General features: G+C 67.4%; 18 protein-coding genes. 6 read left to right on the top strand and 12 right to left on the bottom strand.

Annotated features, from left to right (window positions below; translation table 11 throughout):
• Window positions 1–48: 48 nt before the first annotated feature.
• A complete protein-coding gene (locus N7L95_RS16860) occupies window positions 49–645 on the top strand; it encodes an OmpA family protein (protein ID WP_301256421.1) in 597 nt (198 codons plus the stop codon).
• Window positions 646–711: 66 nt separating this feature from the next.
• On the opposite strand, the gene N7L95_RS16855 is transcribed toward N7L95_RS16860, so the two are convergent.
• The 9 genes from N7L95_RS16855 to N7L95_RS16815 form a co-directional block, all read right to left on the bottom strand.
• Window positions 712–1761, bottom strand: coding sequence for a homocysteine S-methyltransferase family protein (locus N7L95_RS16855; protein WP_301256420.1), 1050 nt, complete (start codon window positions 1759–1761; stop codon window positions 712–714).
• A 133-nt stretch (window positions 1762–1894) separates the two neighbouring features.
• A complete protein-coding gene (locus tag N7L95_RS16850) occupies window positions 1895–2233 on the bottom strand; it encodes a 2Fe-2S iron-sulfur cluster-binding protein (RefSeq protein ID WP_301256419.1) in 339 nt (112 codons plus the stop codon).
• Complete coding sequence (locus tag N7L95_RS16845; RefSeq protein ID WP_301256418.1) at window positions 2230–2973, bottom strand: iron-containing redox enzyme family protein; 744 nt, start codon at window positions 2971–2973, stop codon at window positions 2230–2232. Before N7L95_RS16845 ends, N7L95_RS16850 begins: the two co-directional genes overlap by 4 nt.
• Before the next feature lie 37 nt (window positions 2974–3010).
• Window positions 3011–4336: an ATP-grasp domain-containing protein gene (locus tag N7L95_RS16840; protein ID WP_301256417.1), complete on the bottom strand. Its 1326-nt coding sequence runs from the start codon at window positions 4334–4336 to the stop codon at window positions 3011–3013.
• A 15-nt stretch (window positions 4337–4351) separates the two neighbouring features.
• Window positions 4352–5593: an ATP-grasp domain-containing protein gene (locus N7L95_RS16835; RefSeq protein ID WP_301256416.1), complete on the bottom strand. Its 1242-nt coding sequence runs from the start codon at window positions 5591–5593 to the stop codon at window positions 4352–4354.
• The gene (gene hisC / locus N7L95_RS16830) at window positions 5590–6723 is read right to left on the bottom strand and encodes a histidinol-phosphate transaminase (protein ID WP_301260170.1); all 1134 of its coding nucleotides are present in this window, start codon (window positions 6721–6723) and stop codon (window positions 5590–5592) included. The genes N7L95_RS16835 and hisC overlap by 4 nt, the downstream gene beginning before the upstream one ends.
• 22 nt (window positions 6724–6745) lie before the next feature.
• Window positions 6746–7603, bottom strand: a complete 858-nt coding sequence (locus N7L95_RS16825) for a phytanoyl-CoA dioxygenase family protein (protein WP_301256415.1) — start codon at window positions 7601–7603, stop codon at window positions 6746–6748.
• Window positions 7604–7645: 42 nt separating this feature from the next.
• On the bottom strand, window positions 7646–9019 hold the full coding sequence (gene aroA, locus N7L95_RS16820) for a 3-phosphoshikimate 1-carboxyvinyltransferase (RefSeq protein WP_301256414.1): 1374 nt from the start codon (window positions 9017–9019) through the stop codon (window positions 7646–7648).
• Between the two features lie 146 nt (window positions 9020–9165).
• The gene (locus N7L95_RS16815; protein WP_301256413.1) at window positions 9166–10239 is read right to left on the bottom strand and encodes an N-acetyltransferase DgcN family protein; all 1074 of its coding nucleotides are present in this window, start codon (window positions 10237–10239) and stop codon (window positions 9166–9168) included.
• 334 nt (window positions 10240–10573) lie between these two features.
• Between N7L95_RS16815 and N7L95_RS16810 the strand changes: the two genes are divergently transcribed.
• Window positions 10574–11818, top strand: coding sequence for an MFS transporter (locus N7L95_RS16810; RefSeq protein WP_363324843.1), 1245 nt, complete (start codon window positions 10574–10576; stop codon window positions 11816–11818).
• Window positions 11819–12454: 636 nt separating this feature from the next.
• Here N7L95_RS16810 and N7L95_RS16805 read toward each other — a convergent pair.
• Together N7L95_RS16805 and N7L95_RS16800 are read right to left on the bottom strand one after the other, a co-directional pair.
• On the bottom strand, window positions 12455–12733 hold the full coding sequence (locus N7L95_RS16805) for a BTH_I0359 family protein (protein WP_301256411.1): 279 nt from the start codon (window positions 12731–12733) through the stop codon (window positions 12455–12457).
• Window positions 12734–12896: 163 nt separating this feature from the next.
• Window positions 12897–13664, bottom strand: coding sequence for a DUF3108 domain-containing protein (locus tag N7L95_RS16800; RefSeq protein ID WP_301256410.1), 768 nt, complete (start codon window positions 13662–13664; stop codon window positions 12897–12899).
• 84 nt (window positions 13665–13748) lie between these two features.
• On the opposite strand from N7L95_RS16800, the gene N7L95_RS16795 reads away from it, so the two are divergent.
• The 3 genes from N7L95_RS16795 to N7L95_RS16785 all read left to right on the top strand — a co-directional run bounded on the left by N7L95_RS16795 (window position 13749) and on the right by N7L95_RS16785 (window position 17121).
• Entirely contained in the window at window positions 13749–14732 is a 984-nt protein-coding gene (locus tag N7L95_RS16795; protein WP_301256409.1) for a fumarylacetoacetate hydrolase family protein, read from the top strand.
• Window positions 14733–14958: 226 nt separating this feature from the next.
• Complete coding sequence (locus N7L95_RS16790) at window positions 14959–15903, top strand: porin (protein ID WP_301256408.1); 945 nt, start codon at window positions 14959–14961, stop codon at window positions 15901–15903.
• 255 nt (window positions 15904–16158) lie between these two features.
• Entirely contained in the window at window positions 16159–17121 is a 963-nt protein-coding gene (locus N7L95_RS16785) for a porin (protein ID WP_301256407.1), read from the top strand.
• A gap of 83 nt (window positions 17122–17204) precedes the next feature.
• On the opposite strand, the gene N7L95_RS16780 is transcribed toward N7L95_RS16785, so the two are convergent.
• A complete protein-coding gene (locus tag N7L95_RS16780; protein WP_301256406.1) occupies window positions 17205–18095 on the bottom strand; it encodes a pirin family protein in 891 nt (296 codons plus the stop codon).
• A gap of 64 nt (window positions 18096–18159) precedes the next feature.
• On the opposite strand from N7L95_RS16780, the gene N7L95_RS16775 reads away from it, so the two are divergent.
• On the top strand, window positions 18160–18645 hold the full coding sequence (locus N7L95_RS16775; protein ID WP_301256405.1) for a retropepsin-like aspartic protease family protein: 486 nt from the start codon (window positions 18160–18162) through the stop codon (window positions 18643–18645).

Below are 18645 nucleotides of genomic sequence, written 5' to 3'. Positions count from 1 at the left end.
GCCGGCCTGCAAGGGGTGCGGCGCGCGCGCCATTCAAGGAGTACTGGAATGAATGCAATCTCGCGTCGCGGCGCAGCCCTGTGCGTGCTGCCCCTGCTGGTCCTGGCTGCCGGCTGTGCCACCGAACCGGCGCCGGCGCCCAGCGCCCCGGCCAGCTCGCCCAGCAAGCCGGCCGCCTCGGCGGCCCAGCCCGCCCAGCCGGCATGGAGCCCGGCTCTGGCCGCGGTGTTCGAAGCCGCCCAGCGCGCGGCGCAAGGGCGCGGTGTCGAGATCACCCGCACGCCCGCCAACGAACTGCTGGTGCGCGCCACCGGCGACGCCGCCTTCGACTCCGGCCGCACCACGATCAACGCGCGCTTCCGCCAGTTCCTCGACAGCGTGGCCGAACCGCTGGCCCGGGTGCCGGGCGTGAAGGTGCATGTGGTGGGCCACACCGACAACGTCGGCTCCAACGCGGTCAACGACCGCATTTCGCTGGAGCGCGCCACCTCGGCCAAGGACTACCTGGCCGCCAAGGGCGTGGCCGCCGAGCGCATCAGCGCCGAAGGCCGCGGCGAGCGCGAGCCGGTGGCCGGCAACGACAGTGCCGAAGGCCGCGCGAGCAACCGCCGCGTCGAGCTGCTGATCTCCCAGGGCGCGCGCTGAGCGCCCAAGGCGCCGCGCCCGCGGCGCCTTGGTCAGCGCCGCCTTGCGGCGCTGCCGCTGCCGGCCTCAGGTGGGCAGCAACTGGCTGAACATCTCGTGCTGGCGGCAGCGTGGCCGGTAGGCCGACACGCGCCGGGCGATCTCGGCGATGTGGTCGGGCGTGGTGCCGCAGCAGCCGCCGACGATGTTCAGGAACCCGGCCTTCGCGAAGTCCTCCATCAGGCCGCCGGTGATCTCCGGCGTCTCGTCGAAGCCGGTGTCGCTCATCGGGTTGGGCAGGCCGGCATTCGGGTAGCAGCTGATGAAGGTGTCGCCGGCGAGCTTGGACAATTCCTCGACATACGGCCGCATCAGCGCCGCACCGAGCGCGCAGTTGAGGCCGATGGCCAGCGGCCGCGCATGGCGCACCGAATGCCAGAAGGCGCCCACCGTCTGGCCCGAGAGGATGCGGCCGGAGGCGTCGGTCACGGTGCCGGAGATGATGACCGGCAGGCGCTCGCCGGTGTCCTCGAACAGCTGGTCGATCGCGAAGATCGCCGCCTTGGCGTTCAGGGTGTCGAAGATGGTCTCCACCAGGAACAGGTCGGCACCGCCTTCCAGCAGGCCCTGGCCCTGCTCGTAGTAGGCGTCGCGCAGCTGGTCGAAGCTGACGTTGCGGGCGCCGGGGTCGTTCACGTCCGGGCTGATGCTGGCGGTGCGCGGCGTCGGGCCGAAGGCGCCGGCCACGAAGCGCGGCTTCTCGGGCGTGCTGAAGGCCTGGCAGGCGGCCTTGGCGATGCGGGCCGCCTCCACGTTCATCTCGCGCGCCAGCTCGGGCAGGTCGTAGTCTTCCTGAGCGATGCGGGTGGCGCCGAAGGTGTTGGTCTCGACCAGGTCGGCACCGGCGCGCAGATAGCCTTCGTGGATCTCGCGGATGACGTCGGGGCGGGTGAACTGCAGCAGTTCGTTGTTGCCCTTCAAGTCCTTGCCGTGCGCGGCGAAGCGCTCGCCGCGGTAGTCGGCCTCGCCCAGCTTGTAGCGCTGGATCATGGTGCCCATGGCACCGTCGAGCACGACGATGCGTTGCTTGAGGATCTCTGGCAGCTCGGCCGCGCGGGTGTAGGGACGGGAGGTCATGCGCCGATTGTAGGCACCGGCTGCTGACCGCGCGGCGCGTGGGGGCGGGCGCGCGGCGCCAAACCGGGGCAAGTTCCGCAGCTGGCGCCCGCAGGTGCGGCGGCGGCACCGAAGGCCGCCGCCGGGTACCGCCTCAACATTGGCGGATCTCGATATCGCCGCGCAGCTGGCACTGGCAGGCCAGCCGCACCGAATCGGGCGAGTAGCCGAGCGAGGCGACGAAGCTGCGCTCGCCGTCCTGCTGGCGGGAGACGTTGTGGCCGCCGGACACGATCTCGATCGTGCAGATGCCGCAGGCACCGGCCCGGCAGCCGAAGATCAGCCCCGCCAGCTCCAGCTCGGCGGCGTCGGACAGGTAGGCCCCGTCCGGCAGCGTGAACTGCTCGCCGGTCCCGGGGATGCGCACCGTGTGCATGCGCACCCCCGAGGGTGCGAGGGCGGCGGCCTCCTGCAGCGCGCCCTCCTCCGTCATGCCGCCGCCTTCTCGGCCACCGTGGCTTCGTACAGCTCGCGGAAGTACATGGCCAGGATGGTCTGGATGTCATCGAAGTAGCGCAGCACTTTCTCGACATCGGCTTCGCTGTGGATCAGGTAGCGCAGGATGCGCCACATCTCGCCGGCATGGTCGTCGCCCATGTCGGTGTTGATGTGGGCCAGCTGGCCCTTGATCTTGTCGGTGCCGACCGACTCCTTCAGCGCCGTGATCTGCTTGGGCGTGAGCTTGGCGGTGGTGTACTCGACCAGGTAGCTGGACGCCACCACGCCGATCGGGCTCTCGTGCTCGCAGACGAAGTAGAAGAAGCCCTGCAGCAGCCGCGTGGCCAGGAAGGGCTCGGTGCGCAGCAGTTCCTCCTGCGTCACGCCCATGGCCTTGCAGTCCTGCATGAACAGCGTGTCGTGGTTCATCTCCTCGGCCTGGTACTCGGCATAGAGCTGGGCGGCCTCGGGCGAGATCTTGGTGATGGCGTGCAGCGCCTTGCAGTGGGCCGCGCGGCTCAGGCGGATGCGCCAGACATGCTCGATGGTGTGGCGGCGGTACCAGGCGCTGTTGAGGTCCTTGCTCTCCAGGTGGTTGGCATAGGGCACGGTGGCGGCCCATTCGGCCATCTTCTGGTCCAGGTAGCGGTCCAGGCGCTCGCGCACCTTGGCGCCATCCGCCAGCGAATAGAACGGTGCGGGACGCTCGATGCCGCACTGGCTGACTCGGTTCATTTCTCTCTTCTCCTTGGGTAAAGCAGACACAACAAGGTCATTCGCTCGGGGCGTATCGCACGATCAGGCTTTCATCGAGCATCGCGGGCAGCGTCTGCAGCTCCTCGGCGATGCGGGCGATGTCGACCTTCCACAGTGCGTTCAACAGGAAGATGCCCCGCTCGGAATCGGGCAGGCGGGCGCCCTCCCGCACGGGGATGTCGTAGATATCGGGCTGGCGCGGCACCGCTTCGAGCGAGATGCGCTCCAGCACGCGGTTGCGCTCGCCGTAGCGGCTGAGGAACACGGTGCCGTGCTGCAGGCGGCCTTCGCGGCGGCGGGTGCTCTCGCGCAGCCAGGCCAGCTGTGCCTGCAGCGTCTCGCGCTGCGCCGGGCTGCGGGCACAGACGGTCTGCACCCACAGCTGCAGCATCGACAGGCCACCGGTGAAGACGCCCACGCTCTGGTTGATCAGCGCGCCGCCCATGCGGGCGTTGATCTCGATGATGTCCCAGTGCCGGGTGGCGGCGTCGTAGCGGGTCTCGATGTGGTAGCAGCCTTCGCGCAGGCCGAGCGCCGCCAGGCAGCGGTCGATGTAGCGCTCGCCGGCCGCCTGGGCGTCGTCCGGCAGGCGCGGCGCGGGCAGGGAATTGCTGGTCTCCAGCGTGGTGCCGCCTGAGTCGTCGAGGTACTTGGCATGCACCCCGATCACGTAGCTCTCGCCGTCGACCACCAGCACCTCGAAGCTGTATTCGTCGCCGGGCAGCCAGTCTTCCGCAATGAAGTCGAACTGGCCGGCGAAGATCGCGTTGAAGGCCCGGTCGCGCTGCATCTGCGCCTGCAGCTCGGCGAGCTTGCCGGCGTCGAAGCTCGCGTCGAGCCGGAAGCAGGCAAAGGAGCCCGCACCGCGCCGTGGCTTGATGAACAGCTTGCCCGGCTCGCGGTGCAGCGCCTCGATGCCATCCGCCTCCACCAGCCGGGCGCGAGCCCGGCTCAGGCCGGCCTCGTGCAGCAGGTTGCGGCAGGTGAACTTGTCCATGCAGTGGCGCAGCGCCTGCACGTCGGCGTCGGTGGCGCCGATGCGGCGGTTGGCTTGCGCCATCAGCAGGCGCAGGCCCTCGAAGCTGGCCAGCGCCGCGATGACCTCGTAGCCTTCGGCGCGCGCTTCCTGCAGCACCGGGTCGAGGTGCTCCTCGGCGAGGTGATCCTCCGGCACATGCCACAGGCGCGCACAGTGCCGGCCGGTCTGCTCCAGGTCGCGCGCATCGAGCGGGCGGGAGCTGAGCACCAGGCAGGCCAGCCCCATCTGGTCGAGGTACTGCTGGATCATCGCGACATAGGAGCGCGCCTGGTGGACCAGCAGCAGCAATGATTGTTTAGCCATGTCGATGCCTGAAGCTCAGGGTTGTTCGGTGCTCAGCGAGAACTCGCGCAGCACGGTCTCGATGTCGCGCTCGATCGGCTCGGGCCGCTCGGCCTCGAACAGGAAACGGCCCGCCTGCATGGAGGCATAGCCCGAGTCCGGCTGCAGCAGCTCACCCACCGGCGGCACCAGCTGTCGCCACACCGTGGGCAGCCGGCCGGCAAAGGTGGTGACGCCGGTCACGCGCAGCGGCAGGCCGGCCGGCCGGGGGAACATGAGCCAGCCGCCCACCGAGGTGGCCCGGGCCGAGAGGCGGCCGCTGCCACCCATGGCCATTGCCACCCATTCGGCGAACAGGTTGACGCCGGTGCTGCGATGGATCATGTACGGCACGTCGGCCCCGGCGACGCGGGCCCCCACCTCCAGGAAGACCAGCTCGTCGCGCTGGCTGTGGAACAGCTCCAGGTGGAAGGGGCAGGCCTTCAGGCCGATGGCTTCGATGCAGGCCGTGGTGAATTGGCAGACGCGCTCGTGCAGCTCGCTGCCGGGCGCCAGCATCACCGAGCCGAGCGGCGCGCCGCGGGTGAAGTCGAGGCAGTTGTTGACGTAGCGCGACGGCACGATGAAGGTGACCTTCCCGTCCACGTCCACCAGCCCGTCGATGTGGAAGAGCCGGCCGTCGATGAACTCTTCCAGGTCCCATTCGCCCGGCGGCAACGCGGCCACGGCAGCGCGCAGGGCGGCTTCGTCCTGCAGGGTCTGCACGCCGGCGCTGGAGGCGCCGTCGACCGGCTTGAGGATGAGCGGAAAGCCGTTGTCGCGGGCGAAGGCCAGCGCCTTGTCCACCTCGCCGGCGGCCACGCCGGTGTAGTGCGGCACGCGCAGGCCGGCCCCACCGACCTTGTGCTTCATCAGCAGCTTGTCGCGGCCCAGGCGGTTGTCGGCCGGGCGGTTGCCGGGAATGCCCAGCTCCTCACGCAGCTCGGCCGCGATGTCGAGCAGGAATTCCGAGAACACGATGAGCCGGTCGACCGGCCCGCGCTCGCGGATCACGCCTTGCAGCACGCTGCGCCAGGCGGCGATGTCGTCCAGCGCCTCCAGCTCGTGCAGCGTGTAGCTGCCGGCCGGCGCGGTGATGGCGCTGCGGCCCTTGCGGTTGGCAAGGTAGGTGACCTGGTGGGCGGTGTGGTCGATGAAGTCCTCGTAGCGCACCAGTTCGAAGTCCCAGCGGGCCGTGCCGGGAAAGCGGGCGAAGTTGCTGACGATGACGATGTTCATGCCTCGCTCCGCTGCAGCTTCTCGGCCCGGCCGGTGGGCTGCTGCAGCAGCTCGCGCACCGCTTCCACCAGCCGTGCCACTTCATGCGGCGCGCCGATGGAGATGCGCAGCTGCTGCGGCAGGCCGTAGGCCTCCATTGCACGGGTGATCAGGCCCTGGGCCAGCAAGCCCTCGTAGACGCGCCGGCCGTTGTCGCCAAAGTCGGCCAGCACGAAGTTGCCCTCGTTGGCCAGCACCTTCACGCCCAGCTCGCGCAGGCCCGTCGCCAGCTGCTCGCGCCCACGCCGGGCCGCCTGCACCACGCCTTGCAGGTGGGTGGTGTCGTCCAGCGCCGCCAATGCGCCGGCCATCGCCACCCGCCCCACCGGAAACGGCGGGCGCAGGCGCTGCACCCAGCTGGCCAGGTCGGGATCGGCGATGGCATAGCCGACGCGCATGCCCGCCAGGCCGTAGGCCTTGGAGAAGGTGCGCGCCACGATGACGTTGGGGAAGGCCAGCGGCAGGGCGGCGGTGTGGGTCGGATCGATGTCGGCGAACTCGATGTAGGCCTCGTCCAGCAGCAGGATCACCCGCGGCGGCAGCGCATGCACCAGGCGGTCCAGCTCGGCCAGGGCCAGGCTGGCACCGGCCAGGTTGCTCGGGCTGTCGACGATCACCATGCGGGTGTTGTCGTCGATGCTGGCCAGGATGCGGTCCACCTGGTGGCCGAAGCCACCGCTGGAGGCCGCCACCCGCACCTCCCCGCCCTGCGCGGTGACCAGCGGGGGATAGGCGCAGTAGCCGTACTCCGACAGCACCACATTGCAGCCCGGCGCGACGAAGGTGCGCACCACCGATTCGATCAGGTCGATCGAGCCGTTGCCCAGCATCAGGCCCTGCGCCGGCACCTGCAGCTTGGCCGACAGCCGTTCCAGCAGCGCATGCGCGTCGGGATAGCGGTTGGCCTTGCGCAGCGCCTCGGCCATGGCCGCCGCGATGGCGGGCGACGGCTCCACCGGCGTCTCGTTGCTGGAGAACTTGAAGATGCGCGACAGCCCGCGTTCGCGCTGCAGGCGCTCCTCGGTGATGCCAGGCCGGTACGGGCGCAGCTGCCGGATCCCCGGCGCCACCAGACGTCCCCAATCGATCATGTTCACACCCCCGCTTCGGATCTCAGACGGCGTAGCCGGCGGTCTTCATCTCCGCCAGGTCCTTGGTGAGGTGCGAGCCTTCCTGCACCTCGTAGATGGAGCCGAACTCGCGCTCGGCCAGCGGCAGCGGATGCACGCCCGCCTCGACCCGCGCGGTGCGGGCCCGCTTGCCGCGCAGCAGCTCGATGCCCGGCTCGTTGTGGGCGGCATGCGGGCCGAAATAGATGGGGAAGGCATCGGCCGCCCGGTAGGCCGGCAGGAAGGTGCGGCGCGGCTGGTCCGACTCGTTGCGGGCCGAGGCGTGCAGCGTCAGGCAGTGCAGGAAGAGCACGCCGCCGGCCGGCACTTCCACCGACACCGCCTGGCTCTCGTCGATGTTGCTGACCTTGCCGCGGAAGTAGCCGCCAACATCGTGCGAGACCAGGCCCTTCTTGTGCGAGCCGGGAATCACCCGCAGGCAGCCGTTCTCCTTCGTGGCGTCATCGAAGAAGATCAGCGCGGTCAGCAGGTCGCTGTTGGTGTGGGGGTAGTAGGAGAAGTCCTGGTGCCACTCCACCACGCTGCCGACCTTGGGGCCCTTCATGTTGAGCTTGCTGTAGTGGAACAGCACGTTCTCGCCGATCAGGCCCTGGATGGCGTCGAGCAGGCGGTCGTCCTTGGCCATCTGCCAGAAGGTGGGGTGCTTCTTGGTGGGCGACCAGATGCGACGCACGGTCTGCGTGTCGCGCGGCTCCATCTCGTAGGCCTTCTCGGCGCGGCGCGGGTCGAGCACCTCGTCGATGGCCCGCAGGGCCTGGTCCACCTGCTCGCGGGAGAAGAGGTCCTTGGCCACCAGGTAGCCGTTGTCCTTGTAGAAGCGGATGTCGTCTTCGGAAATCATGGGGAGGGGATTCCTGTGTGGGAGCGGCGGGGCGGCAGGGGCTCAGGCCGTCAGCAGCGCGGGCTGCTGCGCGGGCTGCAGCTCTGCGGCCAGCGGGGCGCCGACTTCCTTGAACTGGATGCCCAGCTTCTCGAACTGCTCGAAGAAGTCCGGGAAGGAGCAGTGCACGTCGGCATAGCCTTCCAGCAGGTTGGGCTGGCGGCAGCGCAGCGAGGCGACGAACAGCGACATGAAGATGCGGTGGTCGCCCCAGCTCGACAGCGACACGCCGCCGGCATAGTGGCTCTCGCCATGGATCTCGAAGCCGTCGTAGACGTCGTCCTTGAACAGCGGCTTGATGTTGACGCCCATCTTGCCCAGCTCGCTCACCATCGCCTTGATGCGCGGCGATTTGTGCAGCCGGGTGATGGAGCCGCCCACCACGCGGAAGCGCCCCTTCACGAAGGCGCCGATGGCGGCCAGCGTGGGCACGATGTTCGGATAGTCGCTGGCGTCGAACTCGTAGTCGCCGCGCAGCTCGTCCTGGTCGTTCACGAGGGTGAGGGTGTTGCGGCTGTCGTCGAAGCTGACCTTGACGCCCAGCGCCTGCACCACGTCGATGATGGCGCGCTCGCCCTGCAGGCTCTGGCTGTTCAGATTGCCCAGCACGGTGGTGCCGCGGAAGATCGCCGCCGCCGCCACCAGGTAGGACGAGGACGTGTAGTCGCCACCGGCGCGGTAGTCGATCGGCTGGTATTCGCCCGGGTGCACCGTGACGGTGGAGAAATCGTCCGAATGCTCCACGCGGATGCCGGCGCGCACCATCGCCTCGATGGTCTGGCGGATGTAGGAAATCGACAGGATTTCGCCTTCGATCACGATTTCGGTCGGTGTCGAAGCCAGCGGCGCCGAAAACATGATGGCGGTGATGAACTGAGAGCTGACATTTCCCGGCAGCACGCAGCGCCCACCATTCAGGCCGCCGCCCCAGTTGACGACCGGCGCATGCCCTTCGTCGCCGATGCAGTGAATGCGCGCGCCCAGGTCGCGCAAGGCATTGAACAGCGGCGCCATCACCCGGCCGCGCAGGATGCGGTCGCCCGTGATGATGGCCGGCGATGCCGCAAAACAGCTCAGCGCGGTAAATACGCGGAATACCAGGCCGGAGCCCAGCGCATCGATGACGCGCTGGCCCGGACGCAGGTCGCGGCCGACACCGGTGATTTTCAGATAGCCGTCGTTTTCCTCGATGACCGCACCGACCGCACGGCAGGCATTTTTCATCGCGGTGGTTTCCGTGCAGCGCAGGTCATTGCGCACATAAGAGACGCCGCGCGCCAGGGTGGCGGTGAGAATGGCACGCTGGGTTTCCGGCTTGGAAGACGGAATGACGGCCTGGCCGGCCAGTTTCTGGGTGGGTGAGACTTGGAGACGCATATTCGTGGCAAATAATGGGGTTCAGAAAGCGGCAGGGCCGCGGCTCGGCAAGACGCATCCCTGCGCGACCCAAAGGCAACGCACGGTGTCCTGCAAATCACAGGGAGAACCGCCGGCGGTCAAGCCGCCGGCACATGTGACGCTGGTCAGGCCGCCAGCTTTTCCGGAATCTGCTGTTGATAAAGTGCCAGTGCATCGACCAGGCGGTCGGCGCCGAAATGAATCACGTCGGTGGCCGGCAGGCCGGTTTCTTCCTCGATCTGCCGGACATATTCGGCCGCTTCCTCCCTCCCCAGGCTGGCGCAGTTGACACTGATGCCCACCACCTTGGCCGGGCGCATGTGCGAGGCCAGCTGCTCGTAAAGGGCGATCAGTTCGTTGAGCGGCCGCAGCGGCACTTGCGGCCAGTCCTTGTGGTGCTGCAGCTTCGCTTCATGGCACAGCACCAGCGCCTGCGGCATCGCGCCGTGCAGCAGGCCCAGCGTCACGCCGCTGTAGGCCGGGTGAGAGATCGAGCCCTGGCCCTCGACGACGATCCAGTCGTGGTGCGGCGCGTTGTCCAGCACCAGCGCCTCGCTGACGCCGGCGATGAAATCGGCCGGCACGGCATCCACCGCCACGCCCGAGCCGCTGATGTAGATGCCGCTCTGCCCGGTGGCCGCGAAGCCGGCGTTGTAGCCCTTCTTGCGGGCCGCCTGCGTGATCTCGATGGCGGTGGTCTTCTTGCCGACACGGCAGTCGCTGCCCACCGTGTGCACCACGTAGTTGCCGAGCTGGCCGACCTTGGCGGCGCTGGTGCTCAGCGCCTCCGGCGGCTCCTTGGTGTCCCAGATGCGGCTGCCGGATGCGGCGGCCAGCGCTTCGAATTCAGGATCCTTGGCAATGCGGAAATGCAGGCCGCTGACCACGTCCATGCCGAGCTTGAGCGCCTGGACGATCTGCTCCCGCCATTCGGCCGGCAAGGCATTGGAGAACAGGCCGACGCCGATCATGAAAACGTCGGGACGATATTCGAGCGCCTCCGACAGCGAATTGACGATGGGAATACCGTGGCCGTAGCCGATGATGTCACCGACATCACGGCCGGCCAGCTTGGTGTCGATGACGGCCACGCAATCCGGGTGGCAATACCTCAGGTAAGACGTGGCGACTTTGCTGGTCGTGGGGCCGAAGCGGCCTTCCGCAAATATAGCGACTCGCCGGTTTTTCAAAGACAGCATTTATGACTCCGCGTGCGCTGGGTGCGTTGAATGATTTTGAGGAGTGGCCACACGGCTGCTTTTCACCCCTGACTGCCGGCCATTGGAGAAGCCGATTCAAAGGCAGTACCGTGCACTGCATGGAATTACAGCACCCCGTTTGGGGGAGTCGCTAGCTGTCAACGTTCTCACCTGCACCTTGGGACATTACTGTCAGCTCTGTCACCTATCGATGCAAATATCCTTACACGCAAGATCGCCGCGGCCGCAGGATCCCGCGCGATTCATGCCATTTTCCGTGACGGCAATATGACGCCGCCCCTCTTTAGCCCATTCAAGAAAGCCCTGCCTTCAAATGCTGACGGGATACTTACGGCGCCGCTTTTCCTTGCTGAATGATCCGGCTTTCACCAGCCTATTCATCCGCATGTTCTGCAACCGCGCGGCAGATGGAATCGTTTATGTGGTCACCGCCTGGTTGCTGCTGAAACTCACCGGCCAGGCGTCGTCGGTGGCGTTTCAGCTGACACTGACCTTACTGCCCAGCGCGCTGTTATCGCCGGTGGTGGGCGTATGGACCGACCGGATCAGTCGCCGCAGCATCGTGATGGCGGCCGACTTGTTCCAGGGCGGGCTGGTGCTGCTGACCGTCGTGCTGCTGATGTTCGATTTCAGCGGCGTCTGGTACGTCTACGCCATGACGGTGGCGGTGGGGATCTCGACGCTGCTGCACCAGATTGCCGCGCGCGCGCTGCTGCGCGAGATCGTCGACAAGGACCAACTGCTGCTCGGCAGCTCGACCATTTCGATCGCGTCGCAGGCCGGCGCACTGCTGGGACCGGTGGCCGGCGGCCTGCTGGCCGCCTACCTGTCCGAGCCCGGCGCGCTGGCCACTGCGGGCCTGCTGTCGGTGCTGGGCGGCCTGAGTGTCGCCCGCATTGCGGCCACCCCCCCGGCGCCGGCCACAGGCCCACGCACCGCCTGGAGCTGGGTCGCGGACTACCGCGACGGCCTGCTCATGCTGCACCGCCACCGCGTGGCGCGCCGGATGTTCCTCGCCTGCCTGGCCTTCTACGTCTCGGTGCCGCTGGTGAACTTCCTGCTGCCGCTATTGCTGGTGCGCCAGTTCCACCTCGACGTCACCGCTTTCGGGATCATCGATGCCCTGTTCGGTGTCGGCAGCATCGCGGCCGGGCTGGCGGTGCACGCGGTGGAACAGCGGCTGGGTGAGCGCCGCATGATGGTGGCGGGGGTCTTCGCCTACGGGGCGGTGCTGGCCGTCTTCCCCTCCTCGGCCCACACGGTGTGGCTGGGCATCACCTATTTCCTGGCCGGCGTGTTCTTCCACAGCGGTGTGGCCTTGATGAGCGAACTGCAGGGGTCGCTGCCGACGCAGGTCCAGGGACGCATCATTTCCCTCTACAACTTCCTGCTCTCGCTGCTGGCCACCGGCAGCATCCAGCTGATCAGCGTGGTCCTCGATGGCACGCCGGTGTGGTGGGCCTATGCGGCCTACGGGCTGATGCTGATGGGCTTCTCGCTGTTGTGCCTTGCTCGCTGGACGGCAGAGCCGGCACAACCGGTGGTCCAGCAGCGCTGAGGCGGGACATGCCCGATGCGGCCGCCCGGGGCAGATCCACCGATGCCCGGCAGGCTGCGGGGCGCACCGGCACTCGACGGGGAGCGGGCTCGCAGCCCGCACAGGCGGTCCCCCGCGAGGGGCGCTGCTTGATGGGCGATCAACGTCGTCCAGGCCCGCCCGGCGGCCCGCTCATGCGGCGAGCTGAAGGCCGGTCCTCCAGCACTGCCGGGCGCCTGCTCGTTCGAACAGAGGACAGCGTCGGCAGAAGCGGCGTTCGTCCGCAGCCGAGAAGCCGACGCCAAGCTTGGAAGAAGGTGCACCTCCGGCTGGCCGGCCCCGGCCGAGAATCGGCCAGCCGGCCCGGGCGGTCCCACCATTGACGAGGAACCGCGGGCACTGGCCGGCATGGCTTCCCGGATCGGGCCGACCCGCGAAGCGGTTAACCGATCTCGACGTTCACCAAGATCGCCCCAGGCCACCCGGCCCAGGCCGCCGGGGACAGCGTGCCGCGCTGGCCAAGCAGGCCCTGGCCCAGGTCTTCAAGCGCGACTGCAGGCCCGCCCCGTCAACCAGTGGCCCGGCATGAAATGCCGGGCGGACCGCAAGAAGCCGCGCACCGGCAGATCAGGCGCCACCCGGCGCCGCGCGCCCGGATCAGTGCAGCACGACCGGCTGCAACATCAGGGAGGAGAAGCGCTCGATATAGGCGTCGATGTCTTCCACCGTCGGCGAGGCCTCGATCAGCGCTTCCACGCCCTGCTTGAAGCTCTCGGCAAGCGCACCTTCTATATAGATCTCTTTGCGCTTGAACTTGTCGACGATCTCATAACCGCCCCGCGTGAGACTGCCCGGCTCGGCGTCGAACTCGGGCGCCGAGGTCGGCACCTCGAACTCGACCACAGCGAAGTTCTCAGAGTTGTAGAGCATTTGCATGACCGTACTCCTTGCAGGAGACCACCCTGCGGAGTGCCGGGGGTTCTCGCGACTCGACGTAGATGAAGCATGACACGCAAATTTCAAGCCACCCCCAGCATCCCGGGTATTCCCTCCCACCCAAGCGGGCAAAAGGCACGCAGCGGGAATTGCGCAGCAGGGGTCAGCTGTCGGTCTGCAACAAGAGTTCCAAGGGGTCACCGCGCCCATCGCTGAGGCGGGCACTGACCGGCAGGTGTTGCCGTGCGGGGTCCAACCACACTTCGGCGCGAGTGTCGTGCGGCTCGCTGCCCTGGCGCACCAGCTTCACTGCCTGCACCCGTTGCTCCCCCAGGGTGACAGGCTGCAGCCCTTCCGAGCGGAACACCCAGACAGCGGCATCGCCCCGTGCACCGACCACGTACATCGAAATGCTGCGGCCGGCGGCGACACGGCGCGGATCGGCCTGTGCGATGGCGGCCAGCTGCACCATCCAGCTCACCCGGTCCTGCGAACCCGGCAGCAGACGGTACTCGGCGTCGGCGGCGCTGAAGGTGATCTTGCCGCGGTCGCGGCGGAACTCGGCCGCCTGCTCCGGGCGGCCGCGGCGCCGGTCGGTGAAGCGGCTGGGTTGCAGGCCGGAAGCGCCCAGGAGCCCGGTGCTGACCTGCTCGATGACGGCACCGAACAGGGCCACCCGGCCTTCGATGCTCAACCGGTATGCGCCAGCCTGCGGCCGCCATGCCAACTCGCCAGTGCCACCCAGCGCGCCGCGCCGCAACTGGTAGACCCAGGTGAAGGCGGCCGGCAGGCGGGTCGAATACAGCGGCGGCGGCTTCACCTCGGCCGCACCACGGGCCGAACCCGCCACAGCCAGGACGGCTGCCGGCAGGGCCAGCAACAGGCGGCGTCGAGGCAGCAGGCCCGGCCGGCCAGAACGCGCAGGAGTCATTGCAGGCTCCTTGAAGGGGTGGGCGTGAGGCCGGGGGGCGCCGCCTCCATAAAATCGCGGGCTCGATACATCGGAACGTCAGACATGAAGCTCGCCACCTACAAGGATGGCTCGCGCGACGGCCAGCTCGTCGTGGTTTCGCGGGACTTGGGCATGGCGCATTATGCGAGCGGCATCGCGACCCGTTTGCAACAAGTACTGGACGACTGGAACTTCCTCCTGCCCCAGCTGCAGGACCTCTCCACCCAGCTGAACCAGGGCCGCGCCCGCCACGCCTTTCCCTTCGACCCGTCGCTGTGCATGGCACCGCTGCCGCGGGCCTACCAATGGATCAGCGCGGAAGCCTACCTGCAGCCCCTCGACGACCTGCGCCAGGCCGGCGCCGGCGAGCTGCCGCCGCCCGGGGGTGGAGAGCCGCTGCTGCTGCAGGGAGCGAGCGACGATTTCCTCGGGCCGTGCGACGACATCGTCGTGCGCAGCGAGGAAGGCGGCATTGATTTCGGCGCAGGGCTGGCCGTGGTCACCGGTGACATCCCGATGGGCGTCAGCCCGCCAGCGGCACTGGACGGCGTCCGCCTCGTGCTGCTGGTGAACGACGTCGGCCTGCGCCACCTTGGGCAGGCCGAGCTGGCGCGGGACCAAGCGCCGGTGCTTGGCCGGCCGGCGGCCGCCTTTGCGCCCCTGGCCGTCACACCGGACGAGCTCGGCAGCGCCTGGCAAGGCGGCCGGGTGCACCTGCCGGTGCGGGTCGACTGGAACGGCCGCAAGGCCGGCGCCTGCGACGCGGGTGCCGGCATGCATTTCCATTTCGGGCAGTTGATCTCCCACCTGTGCAAAACCCGCCGGCTGCGGGCCGGGGCCATCGTCGGCAGCGGCCGCGTGGTCGACAGCGACGCCAAGGCAGGCTATTGCAGCATTGCCGTCCAGCGGGCGAGAGAGCGCCTGGCGCATGGCGAAGCAAGGACCGGCTACCTGCGTTTCGGCGATTCGGTGCGCATCGAGGTCAAGGGGGAGGACGAGGTCTCGGTGTTTGGCGCGATCGACCAGGACGTGGCAGGCCTGGGTTGAAATACGGCCACAGAGGACCTCACTCGAACCATTTGTCGGCTAGCTGTTGCTAAGCCGCATCACTTGTGGACTGAAACGAGCGAATCCTGGGGCTTCCTCAGGACGCAGGCGAGGGGCCATTTTTACAATCGATTCACTCGCCTGCGACAGCTGCAGCTCGTCTCGGCAGCGCCGGCCGGTAGTGCTCCTTCAATCTCTCTCACTCTCTCTTGATAGGAAACGCACAATGAAACGAATCGCTCTCGCGGCCGTTCTGGCCGGCGCGGTAGTGGCTCCGGCCCTCGCGCAAAGCTCCCTGCAGGTTTATGGTCGGCTGAACACCACGATCGAGCGGCAGCGTGAACGAAATGAGACGGAAGTCCGGCTGGTGAACAACGGCTCGCGTCTCGGTTTCAAGGGCACGGAAGATCTGGGCGGCGGCCTGAAGGCCAACTTCCTGCTGGAGCACCGCTTCAATGTCGACGACGGCACCTCCGCGGACGTCTTCTGGAAAGGCGACAGCTGGGTCGGCTTGTCCGGTGGTTTCGGCGCCGTGCGTCTCGGCCGGCAAACGAGCGCGGTGTACTACGCCTCGGCCGACTATGTGAGCCTGCACAACCATGACACGGGCACCTCGTCGGACGCCCTGTATATGTTTGATTGGTCTCGCCCGACCAACAAGGTCTCCTATATCACGCCGAACATGGGCGGACTTCAGGCAGAACTGCAATACAGCCTGAAGGAAGCAGACGGCATCGACAACAACTGGGAAGTTGCCCTCAACTACGACCTCGGGCCCCTGCACCTCGGTGGCGGCTATGTGAAGTCGGGCGATGACAAGCTGGGCGTGGTGCGCGCCTTGTATGAATTCGGCGCCTTCACTTTCGGCGGCTACTACGAACGCGACGATGACGACGACCTGGGCAAGCGCAACAACTTCCGGCTCTCCGGCATGTATGCGATGGGCGCCTCGGAATTCCACCTGAACTTCGGTTTCGCGGACGACTGGGACGATTCCGACGACAGCAGCTCGAAGCAAGCGACGGTGGGCTACAACTACAACCTGTCCAAGCGCACGAAGCTGTACACCTTCTATACCCGGGTCCGCAACGACTCCAATGCTGCTTATCTGACGGGACGTGATGGCGGCGACTTCTCTTCCTTCGCCGTCGGTGTGCGCCACAACTTCTGATCGAAAGTTTTTCGTTCAGACTTTCAGAAGCGGCCCTGCGGGGCCGTTTTTGTTTGGCCATTTGCCGCCCAGGCCAGCGTTTCTGCCACAGAAGTGTTGCACTCTCGCGTCAGTTTCACCGCCTGTGTCCCCTCTTCTAGGGGTTCGTGCGGGGGAAAGCCCCATGTCATTTCTACAATCGGTTCACCGACCCGCGATGCGCTTCGGTGCAAGGTTCGGTCGGAACCTCTTCTCTAACTCTTGAGATACGAAAACATGAAACGAATCGCTCTCGTGGCTGCCCTGGCCGCCATCGCCGCCCCCGCGTTTGCACAAAGCACCGTCCAGGTCTATGGCCGCCTGAACACCTCGGTCGAGCGTCAAAAGGCTGGCGACACCTCCAAGACCGTGATGCAGAACAACAGCTCGCGTCTGGGCTTCAAGGGCTCGGAAGACCTGGGCGGCGGTCTGAAGGCCAACTTCCAGCTGGAGCACGGTTTCGGTGCGGACACTGGCGCAGCTTCTGGCGACATGTGGGGTCGTGAGAGCTGGGTGGGTCTGTCGGGCAACTTTGGTAGCGTGCGCCTGGGCAACATGACCAGCGGCGCTTACTACGCGCTGGCCGACTATGTCAGCCTGCACAACCACGATACCGGCACGTCCGCCGACAAGCTGTACGGTGACGACGCGATCGAGAAGAACCACAAGAAGGCCAACAAGATCTCGTACACGACGCCGTCGCTGAGCGGCTTCACTGCTGAAGTGCAATACGCACTGAAGGAAACCGGCGACGATTCGACCATCGATCTGGCCGCCAACTACGACATGGGCCCCCTGCACCTGGGCGCGGGCTTCATCAAAACCGGTGACGACAAGCTGTTCGGCATCCGTGCTTTGTACGAGCTGGGCGCCTTCACCTTCGGCGGCTACTACGAGCGTGACAAGCTGGACGACGACAAGCGCAACAACTTCCGCCTGTCCGGCATGTACACCATGGGTGCTTCCGAGTTCCACGTGAACTTCGGCGTGGCCGGTGACCTGGGCGACGCTGACGACACGGGCGCCAAGCAGTTCACCCTGGGCTACAACTACAACCTGTCCAAGCGCACCAAGCTGTACGCCTTCTACACGAAGCTGAACAACGACAAGAATGGCCTGTACAGCGCCGGCGGCGACAACGGCAACGTCGCTCCCGCTGACTTCTCGTCCTTCGCCGTCGGCATCCGCCACAACTTCTGATCCAGGCTTGCCTGTATCGACGCTAAAAACGGCCCCTCGGGGCCGTTTTTTTCATGGTGCGCCACGAATCTCGCGGCCGCCGGTCAGGGATAGGGGATGAATCCGCTCTCGTCAGGCACCGCGCCGAAGATCGCCTGGTCCTGCCGGTGCCATGCCGCCACCGCTGCCTCGATGCGCGCCTGCTGCGACGACACGAAATTCCAGCGCAGGTGGCGCGGCTGGCCGGCGGTGTTCTCGGGCCCCAGGTCGAGCGGATCCCCACCGAACAGGATCGCCTGGGTCTTCTCCAGCGCCCGCAGGCGCACCGGGCGCGGCGGCAGCACCAGCATCTCGCCGGTATCGAGCGGATCACCGTCCACGCTCAGCGAGCCGCTGGCCACATACACCGCGCGCTCGGCGTGATCCAGCGGCACTTCGATGCTGCTGCCAAACGGCATCTCGGCCGCGATGTAAAGCGTGCGGCTGGGCACCGGCACCGGCGAGCGCAGGCCGAAGGCTTCGCCCACCACCACCCGCAACTCCACGCCATGGGTGTCCAGCCGGGGCAAGGCGTCGGCGTCGACGTGGAAGAACTGCGGCGGCGACTGCTCCTCGGCCAGCGGCAGGGCCATCCAGGTCTGGATGCCGTGCAGGCGGTGGCCGGACGCCCGTTCGGCCGGTGGCGTGCGCTCGGAATGAGCGATGCCGCGGCCGGCGCTCATCCAGTTCACTTCGCCCGGGCGGATCTCGCGCACCGTGCCCAGGCTGTCACGGTGCAGAATCGCGCCCTCGAAGAGGTAGGTCACCGTCGCCAACCCGATGTGCGGGTGCACGCCGATGTCCATGCCTGCACCGGGCGGGAAGTCGGCCGGCCCGATATGGTCGAAGAACACGAAGGGCCCGACCGCCCTCACCTCGCGCGCGGGCAGCAGGCGACGCACCTTCAGTTCCGCGCTCAGCGCCTTGATCTGCGACTGCAGCCGCACCGGTTCCATGTACCCTCCCGTCCGCGGGCGTCCGCCCGCCCAGTCTTGAACAACCGCTTGCCGAGCTGCCATCATGAGTGAGTTCCCTCATACGCTCAAGATCGTCACCGTGTGGATGGTGGTCGGTCTGCTGATCTTCCTCGGCTTCAAGGTGCATGAGCACCGCCAGCAGCGCACCCGCTTCGAGGCGGATGGCGAGGTGGTCACCCTGCGCCGCGCGGCCGACGGCCACTACCACTGGCCGGGCACCATCAACGGGGTGCCGGTGGACTTCCTGGTCGACACCGGTGCCACCGGCACGGCGCTGCCCGCCGGGCTGGCCCGTGCCGCCCGCCTGGAGACAGGCGGCACGGTCACCTCCAGCACCGCCGGCGGCCTGGCCACCGGCACGCTGGCCACCGCCGACCTGGAACTGCAGGGCGGCGTGCGCGCCAGCCGGCTGCGGGTGGTGGTGCTGCCAGGACTGGACGGCGCGCTGCTGGGCATGGACGTGCTCGGCCGCCTGCGCATCTCCCAGCAGGGGGATACCCTCACCATCGACCTGCGCGACCAACGCTGA

This window comes from Eleftheria terrae, assembly GCF_030419005.1.
Classification (GTDB): Bacteria; Pseudomonadota; Gammaproteobacteria; order Burkholderiales; family Burkholderiaceae_C; genus Caldimonas; species Caldimonas terrae.
The sequence above is the reverse complement of the archived record's forward strand: the minus strand, read 5'-3'. Positions and strand labels throughout refer to the sequence as shown.

Bases quoted from the DNA above. Each gene is read 5' to 3' on its own strand.
- N7L95_RS16815 (WP_301256413.1), bottom strand. From the start codon at position 10,239: ATGCTGTCTTTGAAAAACCGGCGAGTCGCTATATTTGCGGAAGGCCGC.
- hisC (WP_301260170.1), bottom strand. From the start codon at position 6,723: ATGATCGATTGGGGACGTCTGGTGGCGCCGGGGATCCGGCAGCTGCGC.
- N7L95_RS16800 (WP_301256410.1), bottom strand. From the start codon at position 13,664: ATGACTCCTGCGCGTTCTGGCCGGCCGGGCCTGCTGCCTCGACGCCGC.
- N7L95_RS16795 (WP_301256409.1), top strand. From the start codon at position 13,749: ATGAAGCTCGCCACCTACAAGGATGGCTCGCGCGACGGCCAGCTCGTC.
- N7L95_RS16825 (WP_301256415.1), bottom strand. From the start codon at position 7,603: ATGATTTCCGAAGACGACATCCGCTTCTACAAGGACAACGGCTACCTG.
- N7L95_RS16855 (WP_301256420.1), bottom strand. From the start codon at position 1,761: ATGACCTCCCGTCCCTACACCCGCGCGGCCGAGCTGCCAGAGATCCTC.
- N7L95_RS16785 (WP_301256407.1), top strand. From the start codon at position 16,159: ATGAAACGAATCGCTCTCGTGGCTGCCCTGGCCGCCATCGCCGCCCCC.
- N7L95_RS16850 (WP_301256419.1), bottom strand. From the start codon at position 2,233: ATGACGGAGGAGGGCGCGCTGCAGGAGGCCGCCGCCCTCGCACCCTCG.
- aroA (WP_301256414.1), bottom strand. From the start codon at position 9,019: ATGCGTCTCCAAGTCTCACCCACCCAGAAACTGGCCGGCCAGGCCGTC.
- N7L95_RS16805 (WP_301256411.1), bottom strand. From the start codon at position 12,733: ATGCAAATGCTCTACAACTCTGAGAACTTCGCTGTGGTCGAGTTCGAG.
- N7L95_RS16790 (WP_301256408.1), top strand. From the start codon at position 14,959: ATGAAACGAATCGCTCTCGCGGCCGTTCTGGCCGGCGCGGTAGTGGCT.
- N7L95_RS16780 (WP_301256406.1), bottom strand. From the start codon at position 18,095: ATGGAACCGGTGCGGCTGCAGTCGCAGATCAAGGCGCTGAGCGCGGAA.
- N7L95_RS16775 (WP_301256405.1), top strand. From the start codon at position 18,160: ATGAGTGAGTTCCCTCATACGCTCAAGATCGTCACCGTGTGGATGGTG.
- N7L95_RS16840 (WP_301256417.1), bottom strand. From the start codon at position 4,336: ATGGCTAAACAATCATTGCTGCTGCTGGTCCACCAGGCGCGCTCCTAT.
- N7L95_RS16810 (WP_363324843.1), top strand. From the start codon at position 10,574: ATGCTGACGGGATACTTACGGCGCCGCTTTTCCTTGCTGAATGATCCG.
- N7L95_RS16860 (WP_301256421.1), top strand. From the start codon at position 49: ATGAATGCAATCTCGCGTCGCGGCGCAGCCCTGTGCGTGCTGCCCCTG.
- N7L95_RS16835 (WP_301256416.1), bottom strand. From the start codon at position 5,593: ATGAACATCGTCATCGTCAGCAACTTCGCCCGCTTTCCCGGCACGGCC.
- N7L95_RS16845 (WP_301256418.1), bottom strand. From the start codon at position 2,973: ATGAACCGAGTCAGCCAGTGCGGCATCGAGCGTCCCGCACCGTTCTAT.